Source organism: Pseudomonas syringae pv. coryli str. NCPPB 4273 (genome assembly GCF_000972175.1).
In the GTDB taxonomy this organism is placed as follows: Bacteria; Pseudomonadota; Gammaproteobacteria; order Pseudomonadales; family Pseudomonadaceae; genus Aquipseudomonas; species Aquipseudomonas syringae.
This window is the reverse complement of sequence record NZ_AWQP01000074.1, coordinates 1-22,756: the sequence shown is the minus strand read 5'-3', so window position 1 is coordinate 22,756 and position 22,756 is coordinate 1. Positions and strand designations below refer to the sequence as shown.

13 protein-coding genes are annotated in these 22,756 nt (G+C 59.9%); 1 reads left to right on the top strand and 12 read right to left on the bottom strand.

What is annotated here, in order from left to right; translation table 11 throughout:
* Positions 1-68: 68 nt before the first annotated feature.
* The 12 genes from P406_RS25610 to P406_RS25555 all read right to left on the bottom strand — a co-directional run bounded on the left by P406_RS25610 (position 69) and on the right by P406_RS25555 (position 19,984).
* Complete coding sequence (locus tag P406_RS25610) at positions 69-3,293, bottom strand: dermonecrotic toxin domain-containing protein (RefSeq protein ID WP_046237728.1); 3,225 nt, start codon at positions 3,291-3,293, stop codon at positions 69-71.
* 334 nt (positions 3,294-3,627) lie between these two features.
* On the bottom strand, positions 3,628-5,157 hold the full coding sequence (locus P406_RS25605; protein ID WP_046237727.1) for an amidase family protein: 1,530 nt from the start codon (positions 5,155-5,157) through the stop codon (positions 3,628-3,630).
* Positions 5,158-5,322: 165 nt separating this feature from the next.
* Positions 5,323-6,741: a glutamate synthase small subunit GltD family protein gene (locus tag P406_RS25600; RefSeq protein WP_003414250.1), complete on the bottom strand. Its 1,419-nt coding sequence runs from the start codon at positions 6,739-6,741 to the stop codon at positions 5,323-5,325.
* A gap of 121 nt (positions 6,742-6,862) precedes the next feature.
* On the bottom strand, positions 6,863-11,308 hold the full coding sequence (gene gltB, locus P406_RS25595) for a glutamate synthase large subunit (protein ID WP_046237726.1): 4,446 nt from the start codon (positions 11,306-11,308) through the stop codon (positions 6,863-6,865).
* A 358-nt stretch (positions 11,309-11,666) separates the two neighbouring features.
* On the bottom strand, positions 11,667-13,295 hold the full coding sequence (locus tag P406_RS25590; RefSeq protein ID WP_003432141.1) for an SPOR domain-containing protein: 1,629 nt from the start codon (positions 13,293-13,295) through the stop codon (positions 11,667-11,669).
* Positions 13,296-13,305: 10 nt separating this feature from the next.
* Positions 13,306-14,409 carry a 3-dehydroquinate synthase gene (gene aroB / locus P406_RS25585; RefSeq protein ID WP_046237725.1) on the bottom strand — a complete coding sequence of 368 codons (1,104 nt, stop codon included), beginning with the start codon at positions 14,407-14,409 and terminating at the stop codon, positions 13,306-13,308.
* A gap of 115 nt (positions 14,410-14,524) precedes the next feature.
* Positions 14,525-15,043, bottom strand: a complete 519-nt coding sequence (aroK, locus tag P406_RS25580) for a shikimate kinase AroK (RefSeq protein WP_032697680.1) — start codon at positions 15,041-15,043, stop codon at positions 14,525-14,527.
* Between the two features lie 4 nt (positions 15,044-15,047).
* The gene (locus tag P406_RS25575) at positions 15,048-17,153 is read right to left on the bottom strand and encodes a type IV pilus secretin PilQ (RefSeq protein ID WP_046237724.1); all 2,106 of its coding nucleotides are present in this window, start codon (positions 17,151-17,153) and stop codon (positions 15,048-15,050) included.
* Positions 17,154-17,200: 47 nt separating this feature from the next.
* Positions 17,201-17,728: a type 4a pilus biogenesis lipoprotein PilP gene (pilP, locus tag P406_RS25570; protein ID WP_003350151.1), complete on the bottom strand. Its 528-nt coding sequence runs from the start codon at positions 17,726-17,728 to the stop codon at positions 17,201-17,203.
* On the bottom strand, positions 17,725-18,348 hold the full coding sequence (pilO, locus tag P406_RS25565) for a type 4a pilus biogenesis protein PilO (protein WP_046237723.1): 624 nt from the start codon (positions 18,346-18,348) through the stop codon (positions 17,725-17,727). The genes pilP and pilO overlap by 4 nt, the downstream gene beginning before the upstream one ends.
* The gene (locus P406_RS25560) at positions 18,345-18,920 is read right to left on the bottom strand and encodes a PilN domain-containing protein (protein ID WP_046237722.1); all 576 of its coding nucleotides are present in this window, start codon (positions 18,918-18,920) and stop codon (positions 18,345-18,347) included. Before P406_RS25560 ends, pilO begins: the two co-directional genes overlap by 4 nt.
* The gene (locus P406_RS25555; protein ID WP_003414236.1) at positions 18,920-19,984 is read right to left on the bottom strand and encodes a pilus assembly protein PilM; all 1,065 of its coding nucleotides are present in this window, start codon (positions 19,982-19,984) and stop codon (positions 18,920-18,922) included. Before P406_RS25555 ends, P406_RS25560 begins: the two co-directional genes overlap by 1 nt.
* Positions 19,985-20,193: 209 nt before the next feature.
* Between P406_RS25555 and P406_RS25550 the strand changes: the two genes are divergently transcribed.
* Positions 20,194-22,635, top strand: a complete 2,442-nt coding sequence (locus P406_RS25550; RefSeq protein WP_370737617.1) for a penicillin-binding protein 1A — start codon at positions 20,194-20,196, stop codon at positions 22,633-22,635.
* Positions 22,636-22,756 lie beyond the last annotated feature (121 nt).

Genomic DNA, 22,756 nt, shown 5'->3' with positions numbered 1-22,756 from the left:
CGGCGAGAGCCGTGCCTTTTGTCTATCGAGGCGATTTGTCAGGCTGATTCAGCGGCCGCCAGTCTGAATTATTTGTGGGGATCCTTGACGTCGACAGCCCTGATGATGCCCTTTTCACTGGGTTCGAGTATCAAGCGCCAGGCTCCTCTCCCGGTACTTCTGCCAACACCGGGAAGATCAAGCGAAAAACCTGTTTTGCCGTGTTTATGCAGACTGCCATTGCCGTCCAGTTCGAAGCGCTCTTTTGCCTTCTTGACCGCGACGACAAGGTCATCCTCGATGTCTTTCTGAGCGTTCTTGAAGCTGCGACTTTCAAAGAACCCTTCCAGATCAACCTTGTACCTCTTTACGCGGTTACCGTTGTCCGGCGATCCGCTGTCACTGCCCGAGCCACTGGAGGACTTGGGTTTTGAATGCTTCTTGCCACCGCGCAATCCTGCCGAGGCGTGTACCCACACATTTTGCCTGTCGAGCTGAATCGGCAATTGGTAATACGCATCCGGCCGGCGCGGATCGATCACCCGCCAGACTGCGGAATCAGCGTCGTACCTGAAGGCGTAGGCCTTGTCGTGTTGCACGGCATAAAAACGGCTTGGCGCGCCTTCCCGAGTCTTTTCAAAAACGCCTTTGTAAAAGCCGTCATCGCGTAATTTCAACCCGCCGGGGATTCTTGCCACAGCTGTTTTCGGATCGAGGACAGAGCGGCCGATAGACGTCGCCGCGGGCGTCTTGACCCGTCGCCCCTTGGGCAGCGCCAATCCATCGGCCAGTAGCAGCGCCGCCTGAACGAAATACAGCGGAGCACTTGCCTTGTCATCAACAGTCGTTGCGACGCCCTGCCATATGGCATAAAAACTGCGCAGCGCGGCAATCGGCAGCCTCACCTTGAAAGGTGCGAAGGTGAGCACGATGTCGCCAACGAGTTTGGTGATTTCCCAGGCGCTCTCCCAATTGGTTTCCCAAGTGGTATTGGTCTGTTCATCGACAGCAGAAATCACCCGTGCGACTTCAGACTCGTAAACCGCATCGAGAAAACTGCCGGTGCAGGGCTGCAGTTCCATGAACAGCGTGTCACGGCCAGAGGTCAGGACGTGCCGAACATGGGCCTGGGACGCCAGAGGTGCCCTGCTCACCAGATAGTCCAGCAGTTCAGGTTCAAGCAGCACGTGTTGCTGAAAAGCCTGCGCATCGCTCACTTCCCGGAAGCATCTGCCGTCGGGCGCCTGCGGGGTGAACACCACCAGGCTGGCCACGCTGGAGAGAGACTCCACGCCGACCAGCAGTATGCCGCTCAATGTCACATCATTGATCGACAACTGACTGACCTGAATGCGATGCCCCTCCACCGCCGCACGATCATTACCTTCAGCCGGGTGATCCAGCACGGCGGCGAGCCATTTGTAACCTCTGTTCGCCAACTCGGGAGGAAGCCCGCCATCGCCAAGAAAGTCTCCGGCCATTTTTGCTTCGAGGGCGTCCAGACGCATCTGTGCGCGCATGACGCTCGCGAAACGTTCGCGGTGCCATTGCCCGGCTGTCGAGGTCAATAATTCAGTGTTGAGGAATCGGACATAGTTTTCGCCGACGTTCAGATCACGAATCAGACCGAACAGATAACCGGCGCTCAAAAAGCTGATCAGTTGCTCCTGATCGTCAAACGCGCGACCGGTGAGCAGAAAGTTGATATCGGTAACGGCAATGTTTTCCAGCGACAGCGCCGTCAGGCTGCGCTGCTGCGTTTCAACATTCGGCTCGACCTCTGAAGGACCGATGTAGGTGTAATCCGTATCAATGATAATGGCTGGGTCAATCTTGATGCTCGCGGTGTGGACAGTGATAGCGTCCGGGTCCACTGCCACCCCATGGTCGAGCAGGATTCGCTCCTGGAGTTTCTCGCGCGCATATTTGCGCAACAGATCAGGCTCTCCGTACCCGGAAGGATCGAGCAGGTCCGGCGCCTGAGCTTCGAGCAGTGCCTGAGTGTAATCCTGCACTGCCGCTTTCCAGCGTTGCTTTTCGACATCGGCCGCATTCGCGAACCACTCGGGTAGAAACCCGCTTTCGATTTCAGTCGGCTTTCCGGGGTCAAACCAGCCGCGATTGTCCTTGATGGCCAGACGGGTCAGGAAGTCGCGAAAACGCTTAACGTCCTGTTCGAACTGCATGCCGAGCAGTGCTCGTTCTTCGGCCTTCAACTGCGCACTGATCGCCAGATAAAAGCTGTCGGTGCCCTCCTTGAATGAAGTGATTTCACCGTTGCCGATGTCCTGTGCACGGTAATTGCCGTAGTTGTCATGCAGCAAAACGATGCGTGTATCGTCAGGGCCTGGCGTGACATACCGGGTCATGCCGTAGTCGATGATCACCAGCTCTCGTCCCAGCGTGTCAGCCAGCACCTGACTGGCAAGGTCGCGGGCCAGCTCATCCGTATGGATATTGAAACTGCGCGTTCGCGCCAGACCATCGATAGCCAGACTGCTGCGCCACTCATCCAGAGAAATGTTCAGCGCTTCGCCAAGGGCATCCGGCAATAGCGTTTTCTCCAGCAAGTCGGCTTCCTCCTGCTCCGTCAACGGCATTTGCTCCAGCAACTCCTCAAGACGTGCGACCGGAACCTCGGGGCATAAGGCACACAGCACGCCCAGCGCCGGAGTCAGAAAAATCTGCTGACGAACCCACAACGGCAGGAGAGGGTTACGTGTGCGAGTATCCAGCTGGCTTTTTGAAACGCCCTCATTCGCCGCCACCAGGGCATCGAACAACAGCGGTCTCTGGTCTTTCGCCAAGCCGGCGATCTGCTCACGCAGGGTCACTATTCGTCCAGCGACACTGTGGCTGCCCGGAAAGTTACCGCCCATCCCGAGGCCAGAACCCGCAGGCAACTGGCTGAACACCAAGTGCAGCAGCGGCTCCTCAGCGGAGACCGGAACATCCTCCGGCGCGACATAAGCGTCACCGTTTTGCATCAGGACAATACTGTTCTGAACGACGCTGTCATCGCTGCCCTTCAGAAAAACCGCGAGCACTTCGTCGTTTTCGTTGTGAATCCGGATCGACAGGTCTGCAGGCCATTCAGGCAACTGAACCAGTAAGGCAAACAAAGCCTCATCGCCGTCATCCGGGAAAAAGTCTTTCTCTGTGAAGCGCTCGACGAACTGGTCGATGATGCGGTCGGCCCGTTCCCGGTTGCGGTGTTCGCGGACGGCAACGCTACTGGGCGTGAACCTGTCCGGACCGAGAGATTGCTGTTCAGTGGAGCGCGCAAGCTTGCCCATGGGTGCTGCTTTCAACATGGCTATTTCCTTATAGCGACATGGATGGCGGGAGCATCGAAGGCGATGAGCTCCCGATGAGGGTCAGGAGCGTAATCCTTTTCAGAAGCAGGCACAGGGGGCGGAAAACAGCTGTAAACAATCACCTGTCGCTTACGCCGCAACAGGCTTTGCTCGGGATTCGGAGAAGGGGTTGAAAGCTTGGTACACCGCCCCTGGCAGGGCGGCGCAACGCGATGAAAAGCGCGTTGTAATACCAGGACAGGGTTATTTCAAAACGTCACAAGCCCGTTTTCCGAGCCCCGTCCCGGCCATCCAGACCTGGCCTTGGCCTTGGCCAGGCTGGAATATGGAATCAATTAGCCTGGCTGATACCCGACGCTGCAAGCGACTGTTCAAGTGCGTAGGCATAGCTCAGCAAATCAGCTTCGTCCCAGGCCGTGGAAAGAAAATACAGTCCTCGTGGCAGGCCATTCTCTTCGAGCCCGACAGGCACGGTTATTCCCGGATAACCCGCGATTGCGCCAACCGCTTTGAACGAAACCTCTGACCAGTCGATCAGCGCGTCAAGCGCGTGTTGTTGCAAAAGCCCATCGATTAATTGCCGATGAGCAGTGCGCAAACTGGTTGCAATGGACAGGTAATCCTCCTGATCGAGAGTCGCACCCGAGGAGTCGATCATTAAATCCTGGTCATAGGCTTGCGCCCCATCCGACGCGGTGTTGAATGCAATGATGTCGTCCAGCGTGCTGACACCCAGCCCGGTGCGTGTGCTCAAGTAAGCGTTAAGCTCACGCTTGAAGTCATGCAGCAGCACTAGATACTCCGGGGTGCTGTCAATCGAAGGAACGTCGACTGGAACCAGTATCGCCCCGGCCGAACTCAAACGACTCTTCACCTTTTGGAATTCAGGATCGTCGTCCATCAGCATGCCGTCATGGGTGCGGCTCGAATAGCCCAGGCGCTTGCCATTCAGCGCGTCCGTTCTGAGCTGATCGACATAGTTCACGGTGTTAGCGGTGGCTTGGGCGGTGGCGTCGTCGAGAGGGTCGGTGCCGCTCATCGCCGTCAGCAGGATGGCGGTATCCGTGACCGTTCGCGCCATGGGCCCGGGGGTGTCCTGACGACTGGAGAGCGGAATCATGCCGGTACGGCTGAGCAAACCCAGCGTAGGCCTCAGCCCTATCACACCACTCGTGGCGGCAGGCTGGATGATCGACCCATTGGTCTCGGTGCCCACCGCCAGAGGTGAAAATCCAGCCGCAAGGCCCACTGCCGAACCGGAGCTGGAGCCGAGCGGATCAGCGCTCAGGTCATAGGGATGACGCGTCTGCCCGCCGCGGCCACTCCAGCCGCTCGGCACCTCGTATCCACGGAAATACGCCCATTCGCTGAGATTGGCCTTGCCGATAATGATCGCGCCGGCCTCGCGAAGCCGCTGCACCACAAAAGCATCGCGTTGCGCAGGCAAGCCGACCATCGAGAGAGAGCCCGCAGTGGTCTGCATCTGATCGCCCGTATCGAGATTGTCTTTCACCAGTACGGGAATGCCGTGCAGCGGCCCACGTTCCTCACCGCGAGAACGCTCCTCGTCCATTTGCGCGGCTAGCTGCAGCGCATCGGGGTTGATTTCAATGACCGCGTTAAGCGCCGGGCCATTTTTGTTCAGCGCTTCGATGCGCTGGAGCAGGTCTGTCACCAGCCCGGCAGAGGTCAGGCTGCCTGCGCTCATGCGTCGCTGAAGCTCGACACTGGATTCAAAGTAAACGGCCTTGTTTTCGATGATCGAACCGAACACGGGGCCATCGAAGTCGGCGTGCGCCTGGCTGGCAAATGTAAAGGGCGCTATCGAGAGCGCGAGGCTGAAACCAAACTGATTGTTCATGACGTCCTTCCCTGGTTGATAAAACGCTCGTCTTGAGCGAGTTACACCGAGCTTAGGAAGGAGCGGGGATAAGGGATGTCAGAAAAGTCGGTAAATTACCCGTGATGGGTAGACGCCCGTTGTCAGAGCGCGCCTCGGTAACGGCGCGCTCTGGCAACACAAGGCTCAGACGCCCAGGTAATCCAGAATCCCTTCAGCCGCATTACGGCCTTCGAAGATAGCGGTCACCACCAGGTCGGAGCCGCGCACCATGTCGCCACCGGCGAAGATCTTCGGGTTGCTGGTCTGGTGCTTGTACTGCGCCTGTTCCGGGGCCACGACACGGCCCTGGCTGTCGGTGCTGATGGTGAACTGCTCGAACCAGGGCGCCGGGCTTGGGCGGAAGCCGAAGGCGATGACCACGGCTTCTGCCGGGATGATCTCTTCGGAGCCAGGAATCGGCTCGGGGCTGCGACGACCACGGGCATCCGGTTCGCCCAGGCGCGTCTCGACCACTTTCACGCCTTCAACCTTGCCCTCGCCAATGATGGCGATAGGCTGACGGTTGTAGAGGAACCTCACGCCCTCTTCCTTGGCGTTTTTCACTTCCTTGCGCGAGCCAGGCATGTTTTCTTCGTCGCGACGGTAGGCGCAAGTCACTGACTTGGCCCCCTGGCGGATCGAGGTGCGGTTGCAGTCCATCGCCGTGTCGCCACCGCCCAGAACCACGACCCGCTTGCCCTTCATGTCGACAAAGTCTTCCGGGGCCTTTTCAAAGCCCAGGTTGCGATTGACGTTGGCGATCAGGAAGTCGAGCGCATCGTGCACGCCCGGCAGATCCTCACCGGGGAAGCCACCTTTCATGTAGGTGTAGGTGCCCATGCCCATGAACACCGCATCGTATTCTTCGAGCAGTTGATCGATGGTGACATCCTTGCCGACTTCGGTGTTGAGACGAAATTCGATGCCCATGCCGGTGAACACTTCACGGCGATGGCTCAGCACGGATTTCTCCAGCTTGAATTCCGGGATGCCGAAGGTCAGCAGACCGCCGATTTCCGGGTTCTTGTCGAACACCACCGGGGTCACGCCACCACGCACCAGCACGTCCGCACAGCCCAGGCCCGCAGGCCCGGCGCCGATGATCGCGACGCGCTTGCCGGTCGGCACGACCTTGGACATGTCCGGACGCCAGCCCATGGCAAAGGCGGTATCGGTGATGTACTTCTCGACCGAACCGATGGTCACCGCACCGAAACCGTCGTTCAGTGTGCAGGCACCTTCACACAGGCGATCCTGCGGGCACACACGGCCGCAGACTTCCGGCAGGGTGTTGGTCTGGTGCGACAATTCCGCAGCGGCGAGGATATTGCCCTCGGCGACCAGCTTGAGCCAGTTGGGAATGAAGTTGTGCACCGGGCACTTCCATTCGCAGTACGGGTTGCCGCAGCCCAGGCAGCGGTGCGCCTGATCGGCGGACTGCTGGGGCTTGAAAGGCTCGTAGATTTCCACGAACTCTTTCTTGCGTTGACGCAGCAGTTTCTTCTTCGGGTCTTTACGTCCGACGTCGATGAACTGGAAGTCGTTACTGAGACGTTCAGCCATTCTCTGGAGCCTCTTTGCAGCAGCTTCAGGTTACAAGCCTGAAGCTGCGGGAATCATGATCGCAGGCAATTGGCGCACTGCTGTTAACGTGCGGCGTGAAGCTTGCCGCTCGCAGCTGCTGTTATTGCGGGTTGGCCCGAGTGCTGGAGAGCAGCGATTTCAGGTTGGCAGCCTTGGGCTTGACCAGCCAGAAACGACGCAGGTAATCGTCCAGGTTTTCCGCGATATTACGGCCCCATTCGCTGTCGGTTTCTGCGACGTATTCGTTCAGGACGCTTTGCAGGTGAGTGCGGTAAGCCTCCATCGATTCGCCGCTGATACGCTGGATCTCGACCAGTTCATGGTTGACGAGGTCAACGAAGGTGTTGTCCAGGTCGAGCACGTAGGCGAAACCGCCGGTCATGCCGGAACCGAAGTTGTAGCCGGTCTTGCCCAGTACGCAGACGAAACCACCCGTCATGTATTCGCAGCAATGATCGCCAGTGCCTTCAACCACGGTATGAGCACCGGAGTTACGCACGGCGAAACGCTCGCCAGCCGTGCCCGCCGCAAACAGCTTGCCGCCGGTTGCGCCGTACAGACAGGTGTTGCCGATGATCGCGCTTTCGTTAGTCTTGAACGGGCTGCCCTTGGGCGGCACGATCACCAGCTTGCCAGCGGTCATGCCCTTGCCGACGTAGTCGTTGGCATCGCCTTCCAGATACATGTTCAGGCCACCGGCGTTCCACACCCCGAAGCTCTGACCGGCAGTGCCCTTGAAGCGGAAGGTGACAGGTGCCTTGTTCATGCCCTGGTTGCCGTGCAGTCTGGCGATTTCACCAGAGATGCGCGCGCCGATCGAACGGTCGCAGTTGCAGATATCCAGCTCGTAGTCGCCGCCGCTGAGCGACTCGATGGCCGGCTTGGCCATCTCCACCATCTTCTCGGCCAGCAGGCCCTTGTCGAACGGCGGGTTGCGATCCACCTGGCTGAACTGAGGCTTGTCCGCAGGAATGTGGTCACTGCCCAGCAACGGTGTCAGGTCCAGATGCTGCTGCTTCTCGGTTTCGCCCGGCAGGATGTCCAGCAGGTCGGTGCGGCCGATCAGCTCTTCCAGCGAGCGAACACCCAGCTTGGCCAGCCACTCGCGGGTTTCTTCTGCCACGTAGGTGAAGAAGTTGATCACCATATCGACGGTGCCGATGTAGTGGTCCTTGCGCAGCTTTTCGTTCTGGGTCGCTACGCCGGTGGCGCAGTTGTTCAGGTGGCAGATACGCAGGTATTTGCAGCCCAGCGCGATCATCGGCGCGGTGCCGAAGCCGAAGCTTTCGGCCCCGAGAATGGCAGCCTTGATCACGTCCAGGCCGGTTTTCAGACCACCGTCGGTCTGTACCCGGACCTTGCCGCGCAGGTCGTTGCCACGCAGGGTCTGGTGGGTTTCGGCCAGCCCCAGCTCCCACGGTGCGCCGGCGTATTTGATCGAGGTCAGCGGCGATGCGCCGGTGCCACCGTCGTAACCGGAAATGGTGATCAGGTCGGCATAGGCCTTGGCGACACCGGCGGCAATGGTGCCGACGCCCGCTTCCGCCACCAGCTTGACCGACACCAGCGCCGCCGGGTTGACCTGTTTCAGGTCAAAAATCAGCTGCGACAAGTCTTCGATGGAATAGATGTCGTGGTGCGGAGGCGGCGAAATCAGCGTCACGCCCGGTACTGCATAACGCAGCTTGGCGATCAGGCCATTGACCTTGCCACCCGGCAGTTGCCCGCCCTCGCCCGGCTTGGCGCCCTGCGCGACCTTGATCTGCAGCACATCGGCATTGACCAGATACTCGGGCGTCACGCCAAAGCGGCCCGTCGCGATCTGCTTGATCTTGGAACTGCGGACCGTGCCGTAACGAGCCGGGTCTTCGCCACCCTCACCGGAGTTGGAGCGCGCGCCCAGACGGTTCATCGCCTCGGCCAGCGCTTCGTGGGCCTCGGGCGACAAGGCACCCAGAGAAATACCGGCCGAGTCGAAGCGCTTGAGAATTTCGCTCAGCGGCTCGATTTCGTCGATGTTCAGCGGCTGATCGATCGTTTTTACCTGCAGCAGGTCACGAATCATCGACACCGGACGCTGGTCCACCAGCGAGGTGTATTCCTTGAATTTGCTGTAGTCGCCCTGCTGCACGGCAGCCTGCAGGGTACTGACCACGTCCGGGTTGTAGGCGTGGTACTCGCCACCAAACACGAACTTGAGCAGGCCGCCTTGCTGGATCGGCTTGCGCGGGCTCCAGGCCTCGGCAGCCAGCGCCTTCTGTTCGGCTTCGATGTCGACGAAGCGCGCGCCCTTCAGACGGCTCGGTACACCGCGGAAGCTCATGTCGCAGACTTCCTCGGACAGGCCGATGGCTTCGAACAACTGCGCGCCACGGTAGGACGCAACGGTCGAGATGCCCATTTTCGACAGGATCTTGAGCAGGCCCTTGGTGATGCCTTTGCGGTAGTTCTTGAAGACTTCGTAGAGATCGCCCAGCACTTCGCCGGTACGTATCAGGTCGCCCAGCACTTCGTACGCCAGGAACGGATAGACCGCCGAGGCGCCGAAGCCGATCAGCACGGCGAAATGGTGCGGGTCACGCGCCGTCGCGGTTTCGACCAGAATGTTGCTGTCGCAGCGCAGACCCCGCTCGGTCAGACGGTGGTGAACCGCGCCGACCGCCAGCGAGGCGTGCACCGGCAGCTTGCCCGGCGCAATGTGTCGGTCGCTCAGCACGATCAGCGTATGACCGGCACGCACGGCTTCTTCGGCCTGATCGGCAACGCTGCGCACAGCGGCTTCAAGGCCCAGGCTTTCATCGTAGTTCAGGTCAATGATATGGCGCTCGAACCCTGGACGCTCCAGGTTCATCAGCGAGCGCCATTTGGCCGGCGAAATGACCGGCGAGCTGAGGATCACGCGCGAGGCATGCTCCGGCGACTCCTGGAAAATATTGCGCTCGGCACCGAGGCAGATTTCCAGCGACATGACGATGGCTTCACGCAGCGGGTCGATCGGCGGGTTGGTCACCTGCGCGAACTGCTGACGGAAGTAGTCGTAAGGCGAACGCACACGACGCGACAGCACGGCCATTGGCGTGTCGTCACCCATCGAGCCTACGGCTTCCTGCCCCTGTTCGCCCAGCGGACGCAGCACCTGATCACGCTCTTCGAACGTGACCTGATACATCTTCATGTACTGCTTGAGCTGCTCGCTGTCGTAAAAAGCCGAACCGTGGTCGTTGTCTTCCATGGTCGCCTGAATGCGCAGGGCATTCTTGCGCAGCCATTGCTTGTACGGATGACGCGACTTGAGGCGGTTGTCGATGGCATCGGTGTCGAGGATCTGACCGGTTTCGGTGTCCACGGCAAAGATCTGCCCCGGACCGACACGGCCCTTGGCGATGACATCTTCGGGTTTGTAATCCCATACGCCGATTTCCGACGCCAGGGTGATGTAGCCGTTCTTGGTCGTAACCCAGCGCGCCGGGCGCAGGCCGTTGCGGTCGAGCAGACAGACCGCATGACGACCTTCGGTCATGACCACGCCCGCAGGGCCGTCCCACGGCTCCATGTGCATGGAGTTGTATTCATAGAACGCCCGCAGATCCGGGTCCATGGTCTCGACGTTCTGCCACGCAGGCGGAATGATCATGCGCACGCCACGGAACAGGTCGATGCCGCCGGTGACCATCAGCTCGAGCATGTTGTCCATGCTCGACGAGTCAGAACCCACGCGGTTGACCAGCGGACCCAGCTCGTCCAGGTCCATCAGATCGTTGGTGAACTTGGTGCGCCGCGCCTGTGCCCAGTTGCGGTTGCCGGTAATGGTGTTGATCTCGCCGTTGTGGGCGAGGAAGCGGAACGGCTGCGCCAGCGGCCATTTCGGCAGGGTATTGGTGGAAAAGCGCTGGTGGAACACGCAGATAGCGGTCTGCAGACGCTCGTCGCTCAGGTCCGGGAAGAAGGCCGTGAGGTCGGCCGGCATCATCAGGCCTTTATAAATGATGGTCTTGTGCGAAAAGCTGCAGATGTAGTGATCGGTATCTGCGGCGTTGGACACCGACGAGCGGCGACGCGCACTGAACAGTTTGATGGCGAATTCCTGATCGCTCAGGCCTTCACCGCCAATGAATACCTGCTCGATTTTCGGCAGACGCTCCAGCGCCAGACGACCCAGAACGCTGGTATCGATCGGCACCTGACGCCAGCCCACCAGATCCAGGCCTTCGGCGAGGATTTCGCGGTTCATGTTTTCGCGTGCGGCGTCGGCCTTGGCGTCGTCCTGATTGAGGAACACCATGCCCACAGCATATTGGCGGGGCAGATCGACGTCGAAGTGTTGCTTGGCGATTGCACGCAGGAAGCCATCGGGCTTCTGAATCAACAGACCGCAACCGTCGCCGGTCTTGCCGTCGGCGTTGATACCGCCACGGTGGGTCATGCAGGTCAGGGCCTGAACGGCCGTCTGCAACAGGTGATGACTGGGCTCGCCCTGCATATGAGCGATCAGGCCGAAGCCGCAGTTATCCTTGAATTCATCTGGTTGGTACAGACCTGCTTTCATAGACACTTTCTCACCAGGCTGCCTCTATGCGAGGCAAATTTCCTTTTAATTCAACCAATTACCTGTCACGCCGAACGTACGCCAGCTTCGGACAGGCAAAACGGAGGTCATTGTACACAGCGACACAAGGGCTAACAAATTTAACGACGACTGGCTGATAATCAATGTCGCAATTATGAAAGTTTTAAAACGGGTCGCTGTGCTAGTCAAAGTATTTCTTCATGAATCTGACTGACGCGACGGGAGACTGTAAGGCGCTTGTAACGCAGACGCCGCAAGGCGCGGGCCGATAGGCCGCGCGCGCAGGCGGGTTAAGTCAGGTAAATCGGCAAACGGCCCGGGTAGGGCCGCTGCGACTTTAACGAGTGGCGCCGAGCTCTTGTTGGACGCTGGCGACAGTACGAGGCCAAGGTTTACCAGCCTGAACCTTGGCTGGCAATACCTTGATGGCTGCCAGGGCGGCAGCACGGTCAGGAAAATTGCCGTACGTCACGACGTACAGCGGCTTGCCCTGCAGGGTTTTCTTGAAATAACGGTACTCGCCACCCTGCTCTGCAACGTAGGCCTGGGCCGTCGCTTCGGAGCTGGTGCCGAGAATCTGCACCACGTAGTGGCCTGGTGCCTGGCTGCTGTACCAGCTACCGCCGGCAGCCGGTTTGGCCGCCGCCGCTGCCGGTTTTTCAGCAGGCTTGGCAGCCGGAGCCGGAGTCGGGGCAGGCTTGGCAGTGGCGACCTGAGTCTGCGCAGGGGCCGGCTTGGCGGCTGGCGCAGGTGCCGGGGTCGGTGCAGGGATGGACGAACGAGGCGTCTGCGCTGCAGCCTGGCCTGCCGGAACACCGGCTGGCGGCGCAGTGGTGGTCACGGTCGGCGGCTGGGCAGGCGAACCTGTCGGCACGGCGTCTTCGTCGGAATCACTGGAACCGGCAGCTTCGGCCAGAGGCCCGCGCATCACTGGCTGAGAGCCATTCATCGGCAACGGCATCGGCTGGGAGTTGCCAGCGAATTCGATGGCCGGGCTACCGTTGTTCGATTGTTGAGCAGTTGGCTTGCCTTCACCCAGCGGCAGTTGCGCCTGAGCGGAAGCCGGGGCATTGGCGGGTGTACCCGTCTTGTCGCCGCGACCCGGGATCAGCACAGCTGCTGCCACGGCCACTATGACGACGGCACCCAAGGCCAATACGTGTTTTTTCGGCATTTTGAACCCCACACTTGGACGCTTGACCGCGGAACGACTCGCGATCATCGCCTCGATCATTGAATCGCGGGCTACCTGGTTGATTGCGCCAGGCCAGCCATCGGACTGTTCATGAATATCGGTGATCTGGTCGGCGGTGAACAACGCGATTCCCTGCCCTGCACCCTCCAGACGCTGAGCCAGATACTCCCGGGTTTCCTCTTCCGTATAGGGTTGCAGCTCGATGACGTGAAAGCGTTCGCCTTCGACATCGCCCTGTAGGTCAGCACACATCTGATCGAGACGATCGAGCAGCGATGGCTCTCCGAACAGGAATACATGCGGACGCCCTTCAGGCGTTCCCGCAGCAAGACCCAGCAACGCTTCGAGCGCCGAATCGCCAAGTTGTTCCGCATCGTCAACCAGCAGGTAGACTTCCTGGCCGGTCAGCCCGAGCTGCACGACCTGCGACAGGATCGACTGCATTTCAGCCTGCGCGACGCTCAGCGCCTGCGCGACCTGCTGCAGCACGCCCGCGGCATCGCCGGCACCGCGCGCAGAAATCACGACACTTTGCACCGACTGCTTGTTGGTACTCGCCACCAGCGCCTGGCGCAGCAGGGTCTTGCCGCTGCCCTGAGGCCCGGTGACCGCCAGCAGCAGCTGGCTGTAGCGCGCCAGATGATGAAGCTGACCCAGCACAGGCTTGCGTTGGGCAGGAAAGAATTTGAAGCCAGGTACCCGCGCCGCAAAGGGGTCATGACTCAACTGATAATGGCCGAGGAAGGCCTCGTCGGCATGCAAACTAGTCATGGGGTTTCCGTTAACCTCTGAGCTGATCCACCAGGGCGCGATAATCCGCAACCAGAGTGGCCTGTAATACTTCTTTTGGATATTCGTCCGTGATAACCGCTTCACCCATCCGGCGCAACAGCACCAGACGCAGGCGACCGTCGATGACTTTCTTGTCGATCGCCATGTGTTCGAGGAAATTGTCTTCCGTCATCTCCTGCGGCGGCACGACCGGCAGCCCGGCACGCTGAAACAGGCGAATGCCGCGATCCCGCTCGTGCGTGCTGATCCAGCCCAGGCGCGAGGACATTTCCAGCGCCATGACCGTCCCGGCAGCAACCGCCTCGCCATGCAGCCAGACACCATAGCCCATATGCGTCTCGATGGCGTGCCCGAATGTGTGACCCAGGTTCAATGTCGCACGAACACCGGACTCGCGCTCATCGGCGCCGACCACCAGCGCCTTGGCGGCGCAGGAACGTTCGATGGCTACGGTCAGCGCCGCCTGGTCCAGCCCGCGCAGTGCATCGACGTGCTCTTCGAGCCAGGTCAGAAAGGGCTCGTCGCAGATCAGACCATATTTGATGACTTCCGCCAGCCCGGCGGACAGCTCACGCGCGGGCAGGGTGTTGAGCGAGGCGGTATCGATCAGCACCACACTCGGCTGATAGAAGGCACCCACCATGTTCTTGCCCAGCGGATGATTGATGCCGGTCTTGCCGCCAACCGACGAGTCCACCTGAGACAGCAGCGTGGTCGGGATCTGGATGAAGTTCACGCCGCGCTGATAACAGGCGGCAGCGAACCCGGCCATGTCGCCGATCACCCCGCCACCCAAGGCGATGACCGTGGTGCGACGATCATGACGAGCGGTCAGCAGGCCATCGAAAATGGTCTGCAGGGTTTCCCAGTTCTTGAATGCCTCGCCATCGGGCAGAACAATCGGCAGAACGTTGTAACCGGCCAGGGTTTGCGTCAGGCGCTCCAGATACAGCGGTGCCACTGTCGTGTTGGAGACGATAGCCACCTGACGCCCGACGATATGCGGGGTCAGGAGCTCGGGCTGATCCAGCAGGCCTTCGCCAATATGGATCGGGTAGCTACGCTCACCAAGCTCGACCTTAAGTGTCTGCATGTGTCCCCACATTGATTACCGATTGGACGGTTTGTGCTTCAGCAGGTCATGACGCAAGGCCACGAACCGACGCTGTTTTGCTGGGCGACGAGAATAGCGCATTTTCGCCTGCGCTTTAACGGGGAGGAAGCTCTGCCAGTCGCGCCAGTATCTCGAGAACCACCATTCGGGGTGGCCGCTCATCGGTTTCAATCACGATATCGGCGATTTCCCGATAGAGCGGGTCACGGATGGCCAGCAGCTCGCTAAGGACCCGGGCAGGATCGGCGGTACGCAGCAAAGGACGATTGCGATCACGCGCGGTGCGCCCCACCTGCTGCTCGATCGAGGCGTGCAGATAAACCACGCGCCCGCCGGCCCGCAGTGCATGGCGATTTTCGCTGCGCATGACCGCGCCACCGCCGGTGGCCAGAACCACGCCATCGGCGTCGCACAGTTCGGCAATCATGGCCTGCTCGCGATCACGAAAACCCGGCTCGCCTTCCTTGTCGAAGATCCAGGGAATGTTGGCGCCCGTACGCAGCTCGATTTCCTTGTCGGAATCCTTGAACGGCAGTCGCAATTCTTTGGCAAGCAAACGGCCGATGGTGCTCTTGCCAGCACCCATCGGCCCCACAAGTATTAAATTTCGCACAAAATCAACGACTCACAGAAATCGCCTGGTTGTTCATGATACGCGGAGTCAGAAATACCAACAGCTCGGATTTGGACTCGGATACCACATCGCGCCTGAAAAGCCGGCCAAGATACGGTACATCGCCAAGAAATGGCACTTTATCGACAACTTTACTTTGCGTATTCGAGAACACACCACCGATGACGATGGTCTCGCCGTCGGAAATCAGCACTTTGGCGTTGACCTCGTTCTTCTTGATCGGCGGCACACCCAGCACCGCATTCAGGTAGTCCGGCTCATCCTTGGTGACCTTCACTTCCATGATGATGCGATTGTCCGGGGTGATCTGCGGCGTGACCTCAAGCGACAGGGAGGCCTCCTTGAAGCTCACGGTGGTCGCACCGCTGGAGCTGGATTCCTGATACGGAATCTCCGTACCCTTGAGGATCTTGGCGGTTTCCTTGTCGGAAGTGACCACCTTGGGCTGGGAGACGATTTCACCGTTACCGGTTTTCTCCATCGCGCTCAGTTCCAGGTCCAGCAGCGTGTTGTTGGTCACGAAGCCCAGGCCGATACCGGTCGTCGCATCAGCGGCGCCCAGGTCCACGAACGGCACGTTGGAGGTCACACTGCTGCCAGTGTTACCGGCCTCGTCGCCATTATTATCGAGCCCGTAGGTTGTCCATTTGCCGCTGCCGCTGGTGTTGGTAGAACCGCCCCAGCGTACCCCGAGCTGCTTGTTGTAATCGACGTTGGCCTCGACGATGCGCGCCTCGATCATCACCTGGCGTACCGGGATGTCCAGTTGCGACACGATACGACGAAGCTCGTCGAGTCGTTCCTGGGTCTGGTAGGCAATGATGTTGTTGGTCCGGTCGTCCACCGTGATCGAGCCGCGCTCGTCGGCCTTGGACTCGGCGCTGGTCACGGACTGGAACAGCTTGGCGATGTCGGCTGCCTTGGCGTAATTGACCTGCAGCAGTTCGCGGCGCAGGGGCGCCAGCTCGGCGATCTGTTTGAGCGATTCCAGTTCCTGACGCTCGCGGGCGGCAATTTCATCGGCTGGTGCGACCAGCAGAACGTTGCCGACCTTGCGCTTGTCCAGGCCCTTGGTTTTCAGCACCAGGTCCAGCGCCTGATCCCATGGCACATTCTGCAGACGCAGGGTGATGCCGCCCTGGACCGTATCACTGGCCACCAGATTGAGGTTGGTGAAGTCGGCGATCAGTTGCAGTACCGAACGCACATCGATGTCCTGGAAGTTCAGCGACAGCTTTTCACCGGTGTACACCGGCTTGTCGGCAGCGCGGCGGTCCAGATCCTCGTTGGTCAACGGGCGCACGCTGATCGTCAGCTTGTTTTCGGTCTGGAACGCCGAGTAGTCGAAGGCGCCCGACGGCTCGATCAGAATGCTGGCCTTGTCACCTGTCGCCGAAGCACTGACGAACTGCACCGGCGTGGCGAAGTCCTTGACGTCCAGGCGGACGCGCAACGGTTCGGGCAACTGGGTCTTGGCGAAGTCCACGCGGATCTTGCCGCCCTGCTCCTGAATATCCGGGGCAATGCTGGGGTTGCTCAGGTCGATGACCACATTGCCCTCACCCAGCTCGCCACGCTGGAAGTCGACATTCCTGATGGCCTTGACGCCAGCGGGGATGAACGGCCTGGCGGATGCCGGCGTGGGCGGTGGCGCTGCGACCCGTTGTGCGCCCATCGCGGTCGTCGGCTGAGAGGCTTGCGCGGCGCCGGCACCCTGGCCGATGACCACGAACAGGTTGTTGCCATCGACGCGGGAGCTGTACGGCGAAAGCGTGGTCAGGTTGATGATCACCCGGGTGCGGTCCTGAGCCTGTACCACAACCACACTGCGCGCATTGCCGGTGCCCAGATCACGACTTTTGGTCGCCAGCTGGCTGGTAACGCCCGGCAGGTCCAGCGCAATGCGCGCCGGTTGCGACGTGGTGTAACCGCGCGGTGCAGGCACCGGGGCGTCGAATGCCAGCTTCAGCTCGATGCGGTCACCCGGCAGGGCGGCGACATCCAGGGTCTTGAGGTTGGCAGCCTGGAGAACCGGCGACAGCATCGCGATGCATAACGACACGCCGATAATCGAGAGAATCCGGGTCATGATCAATTTCCGTTGAGCGCTACTGTGCATACTTGGCCTTGCCCACTTCATGAGCGTTCTTTGAGGGCGATAGTGCGCGGCCTTTCCAGCCACGCCCCCTCTCCATCAGGAACAATTTCGATGACATCAACCTGCGCGTCGCCGATCGACACTACCCGGCCGTTGTTACGCCCCAGATAATCGCCCACCTTGACGCGATGAACACCTCCGGCACCGCGCAGCAGGGCAAATGTCCCTGACTCGTTGCCAATCGTGCCGACCATCTCGAACGACTCGATATTGAAGCCTTCAAGGAACTGCCTGACCCGGTGTTCGTCCGGCGCCACCAGCCGTGAACCCTTCTGGCGGTTGAGCAGGTCGATCTTGACCGGCGGCTGAAAAGGACTGCGCAGCGTGGAAGCGTTGTAGGTGAACGCCTCGTACGGCCGAAACTTGGGAAGCGGCTCGATGTTGCCACTCGGGCGGGCTCTGGCCTGATCCATGAATTCGGACAGGTCGGCAAAATCATTGTCATTACCGCACCCGGCGAGCCCTGCCAGAACCACACTGACGCACAGCAATCGCGCCGCCCTCATTTCTTCAACCCTTCATCGTTGTAGCGGTAGGTCTTGGCCAGAATGCTCATGCGCAACTTGGTCGGTACTTTGGGATCGACCGGCTTGATCTCGAAATCATGCAGCGTGACGATGCGCGGCAGGCTGGCTACGCCGCTGACGAAGGTCGCCAGGTCGTGATAACCACCGACCACGGTGATCTGTATCGGCAGCTCGATGTAGAACTGCTGGACCGCCTCGGGCAGCAGCTTGATTTCCTCGAACTCGAGCCCGCTTCCCAGCCCGGTGCGGGTGATGTCCTCAAGCAGGCCGGGCACCTCGGTGTCGCTGGGCAATTGCCGCAACAGAGCGCCGAAGGTGTTTTCCATTTCTTCCATCTGCTTCTTGTACGGCTCGAGGTTGGCCGCTTGGAAGGCCTTGTTGGAGAACTGCTCCTTGAGCGTCACCTCGCTGGTCTGAGCGCTTTCCAGCTGGGTTTCCAGGTCCTGGATAAAGAAGAAATAACCCAGAGCGAAAATCGTGACCGCAACCAGCACCCCGGCAATGGCTTTGACCGCTGCGGGCCATGAGCCCAGGTTGTTCAGGTCCAGCTCGCTCAGATCGACCTTGCGCAGCCCTTCCAGCCATTCGGACATATTCATGGCTTGGCTCCTGGGGCAGCGGCAACCGGCGGCTGGGTCTGGCGTACGGTTAGCTGAAAGACGTTGGCCTGATCCACGGCACCGGCCGTGGTGGCCTTGACCTCGGTCAGGCTCGGCGCTTCCAGCCAGTCAGAGGCTTCAAGGTTGCGCATCAGGTCGGAAACCCGGTTGTTCGACTCGGCAGCGCCATTGATGGCAATCAGCTTGTCGGTCATTTTGACCTGCGAGTAATAGACGCCATCCGGCAGGGTGCGCGCCAGTTGATCGAAGACGCGCCCGGTGATCGGGCGGTTGCCTTGCAGATCCTGAATGATCTTCATGCGCTCGAGCAGCTGTTTGCGCCGAGCCTTGAGATCACTGATCTCCTTGATGCGGATATCGAGCTGGGCGATCTGCGTCTGCAGAAAGGCATTGCGCGCCATCTGATGCTCGATGGCGTTGCTGACGTAACGATCGATCAGAAACAGAATGCCGACTGACACCACCAGCATGCCGACCAGTGCGGTCAGGAAGCGTTTCTTTCGTTCTTCGCGAAGCTCTTCGCGCCACGGTAATAAGTTGATCCGCGCCATCAGTCGAAGCTCCTCAACGCCAGGCCACAGGCGATCATCAGCGCCGGCGCGTCACTGGCCAGGGCGCCGGCATTGACCTTGGAGCTCAGGGCCATGTCGGCAAACGGGTTGGCGACCATGGTCGGAGTGCCGATGCGTCGCTGGATCAGATGCTCCAGCCCTGAAATCGAAGCCGTGCCGCCTGCCAGCATGATGTGATCCACAGAGTTGTATTGACCGGCCGCAAAGAAGAACTGCAGGGAGCGGGAAACCTGCTGCACCAGCGCTTCCTTGAAGGGGTCGAGCACTTCGCTGACGTAGTCGTCGGGCAAGCCGCCCTGCTTTTTGGCAAGCCCGGCTTCCTCCATGGAGAGCCCGTAGCGGCGCTGGATTTCGTCAGTCAGCTGGCGCCCGCCAAACAGCTGCTCGCGGGTATAGATGATCCGGCCGTGATGCAGCACGCTCAGGGTGGTCATGGTGGCGCCGATATCGACCACGGCCACCGTCAGCTCGTCATGGCCATTGCCCAGTTGCGCAGCCAGCAAACCGAACGAGCGCTCCAGAGCGTAGGCCTCGACATCGACGACGCGCGCGGTCAGCCCGGCCAGCGCCAGCGCGGCCTCGCGTACTTCGACGTTTTCCTTGCGGCAGGCAGCCAGCAACACCTCGACGCGCTCGGGGTTGCGCACCGAGTAGCCCTGCACTTCGAAATCGATGGCGACTTCTTCCAGCGGATAGGGGATGTACTGGTCAGCTTCAAGCTTGAGCTGGTTTTCCATGTCATCGTCGGAAAGACCGGCGTCCATCTCGATGGTCTTGGTGATCACCGCCGAACCGGCCACGGCAACCGCCACGATCTTGACGCTGGTCTTGGCCTTGACGAGTACGCGTGACAACGCCTGCCCGACCCCTTCGAGTTCGGCAATGTTCTTTTCGACGACAGCGTTGGCCGGCAATGGCTCTACTGCGTAAGACTCGACCTTGTAACGGGTGCCGGAACGACTCAATTCCAGGAGTTTTACCGAGGTGGAGCTAATATCGATCCCTAGAAGGGTGTTGGCCTTCTTACTGAAGAGTTCGAACACAACCTGATTCCTATGAGTTTCCGTCACTTACGGAGTTATTTCGGGCCAACGTCACGGTCGACAGCCTTGACAGTAGCGCAAATCACGCTTGGGGACGAAAAATGCTTATAATGCCCAGCGTTTTTTTCATTTAATAAAGCTTCAAGGCATGTTCATTTGTAAATGCCTGCGCTTAACCCATTATTTTTTCTGGAAATCCAAAAGCCTTGATACGCCTGCTGAAGTTTTTCTGGTGGTCCCTCGTCGCGGTATTCTGCTCGCTGTTGCTTGGCCTGAGCGGCGCGTTTCTTTACCTGAGTCCGACCCTGCCCTCCGTTGACGCGCTGCGAAGCATTCAACTGCAAATCCCCCTGCGCGTGTTCACCAGCGACGGCAAGCTGATTGCCGAGTTCGGTGAAATGCGCCGCACGCCGATTCGCTTCGCGGAAATCCCGCCCAATTTCATCAACGCACTGCTGTCGGCCGAAGACGACAACTTCGCCAACCACTATGGCGTCGACCCGGGCAGCCTGATGCGCGCCGCCACTCAGCTGGTCAAGAGCGGCCATATTCAGTCAGGCGGCAGTACCATCACCATGCAGGTCGCGAAAAACTTCTTCCTGACCAGCGAGCGCAGCTTTTCGCGCAAAACCACCGAGATTCTCTTGGCCTTGCAAATCGAGCGCCAACTTACCAAGGACGAGATTCTCGAGCTGTACGTCAACAAGATTTATCTGGGTAACCGCGCCTACGGGATCGAGGCGGCGGCGCAAGTCTACTATGGCAAATCGATTCGCGATGTAAGCCTTGCGCAAATGGCCATGATTGCCGGTCTGCCCAAGGCACCGTCACGTTTCAACCCATTGGCCAACCCGACCCGTGCCAAGGAACGTCGCGACTGGATCCTCGGCCGCATGTACCGCCTGGGCAAGATCGACCAGACCGCTTACCAGGCCGCTTTGAACGAACCGCTCAACGCCAGCTATCACGTGCCGACGCCGGAAGTGAATGCGCCGTACATCGCCGAGATGGCGCGGGCAGAAATGGTCGGCCGTTATGGCAGCGAGGCCTATACAGAAGGCTTCCGCGTCACCACCACCGTGCCGAGTGACCTTCAGGAACACGCCAACAAGTCCATCCAGCAGGGCTTGATCGATTACGACCAGCGCCACGGCTACCGTGGTCCGGAAAGCCGCTTCCCGGGCATGACCCGCGCCAACTGGGTACAGGAACTGACCAAACAGCGCACGATCAACGGCCTTGAGCCAGGCATCGTGACGCAGGTCGACAAGACCGGTCTGCGCGTCCTGACCCGCAACGGCGAGAAGGAAGAAACCGTCGACTGGGCCACCATGAAGTGGGCACGGCCTTACCTGAATACCAACAGCCTGGGCGCCAATCCGAAGCAGCCGGGTGACGTTGCAAAAGTTGGCGACCTCGTCCGCCTACTGCGCCAGGACGATGGCTCACTGAAATTTAGTCAAATTCCCGTCGCGCAGAGCGCTCTGGTATCGCTTGATCCGCAAAACGGTGCCATTCGCGCGCTGGTCGGCGGCTTTGCGTTCGAGCAGAGCAACTACAACCGCGCCATGCAGGCCAAACGTCAACCGGGCTCCAGCTTCAAGCCGTTCATCTATAGCGCCGCGCTCGATAACGGTTACACCGCTTCCAGCCTGGTGAACGACGCGCCTATCGTGTTCGTCGACGAGTACCTGGACAAAGTATGGCGTCCGAAAAATGACACCAACACCTTCCTTGGGCCGATCCGCCTGCGCGAGGCGCTGTACAAGTCTCGTAACCTGGTATCGATCCGCCTGCTCCAGGCCCTCGGCATCGACAGCACCATCGACTACATCACCCGCTTCGGCTTCTCCAAGCAGGACTTGCCGCGCAACCTGTCACTGGCACTGGGTACGGCGACATTGACTCCGATGGAAATCGCCACCGGCTGGGCGACCTTCGCCAACGGCGGTTACAAGGTCAGCCCTTATCTGATCCAGACCATCGAGAACCGTGACGGCCAGACCCTGTTTGTCGCCAACCCGCCAAGCGTTCCGGTCAACGATGTGAACACAGCGCCCAATACGTCGACGTTTGCCGTGCATGACAGCCCGAGCGTCGTTGCGGGTCCACCGGGCGCACCCGCCCAGCCGCAAGCGCCTGCCGTTGCCGAGCGCATTGTCGATGGCCGCACCACGTACATTTTGAACAGCATGCTGCAGGACGTGATCAAGCGCGGCACCGGGCGCCGCGCGCTGTCCATGAACAGACCGGACATCGCGGGCAAGACCGGTACCACCAACGATTCAAAGGATGCCTGGTTCTCCGGGTATAACGCGGACTACGTGACGACGGTGTGGAGTGGTTTCGATCAGCCTGAAAGCCTTGGCCGTCACGAATTCGGGGGGACGGTCTCGCTGCCGATCTGGATGGACTACATGAGCGCCGCGCTCAAGGACAAGCCACCGCATCAGCAGGCCGAACCGCCAGGCATTCTCAGCCTGCGCGTCGACCCATTGAGTGGCCGCGCCGCCACGCCAAGCACGCCGAACGCATTCTTCGAGTTGTTCAAAAGCGAAGACACACCGCCAAGCGTCAACGAACTGGGTGGCAGCAGCGCACCGGGCAGCCCGTTGCCAGCAGATGAATCCGCGCCGATCGATTTGTTCTGATAGCACAGACTTAATGGATCAGTAGATTTTCAGAGGCTGCACTGGCCTCTTCGTGAGCAAGCTCACTCCCACGGACTCAGGGACTTTCAGGATAATCCGCGGCTTTGTGGGAGCGAGCTTG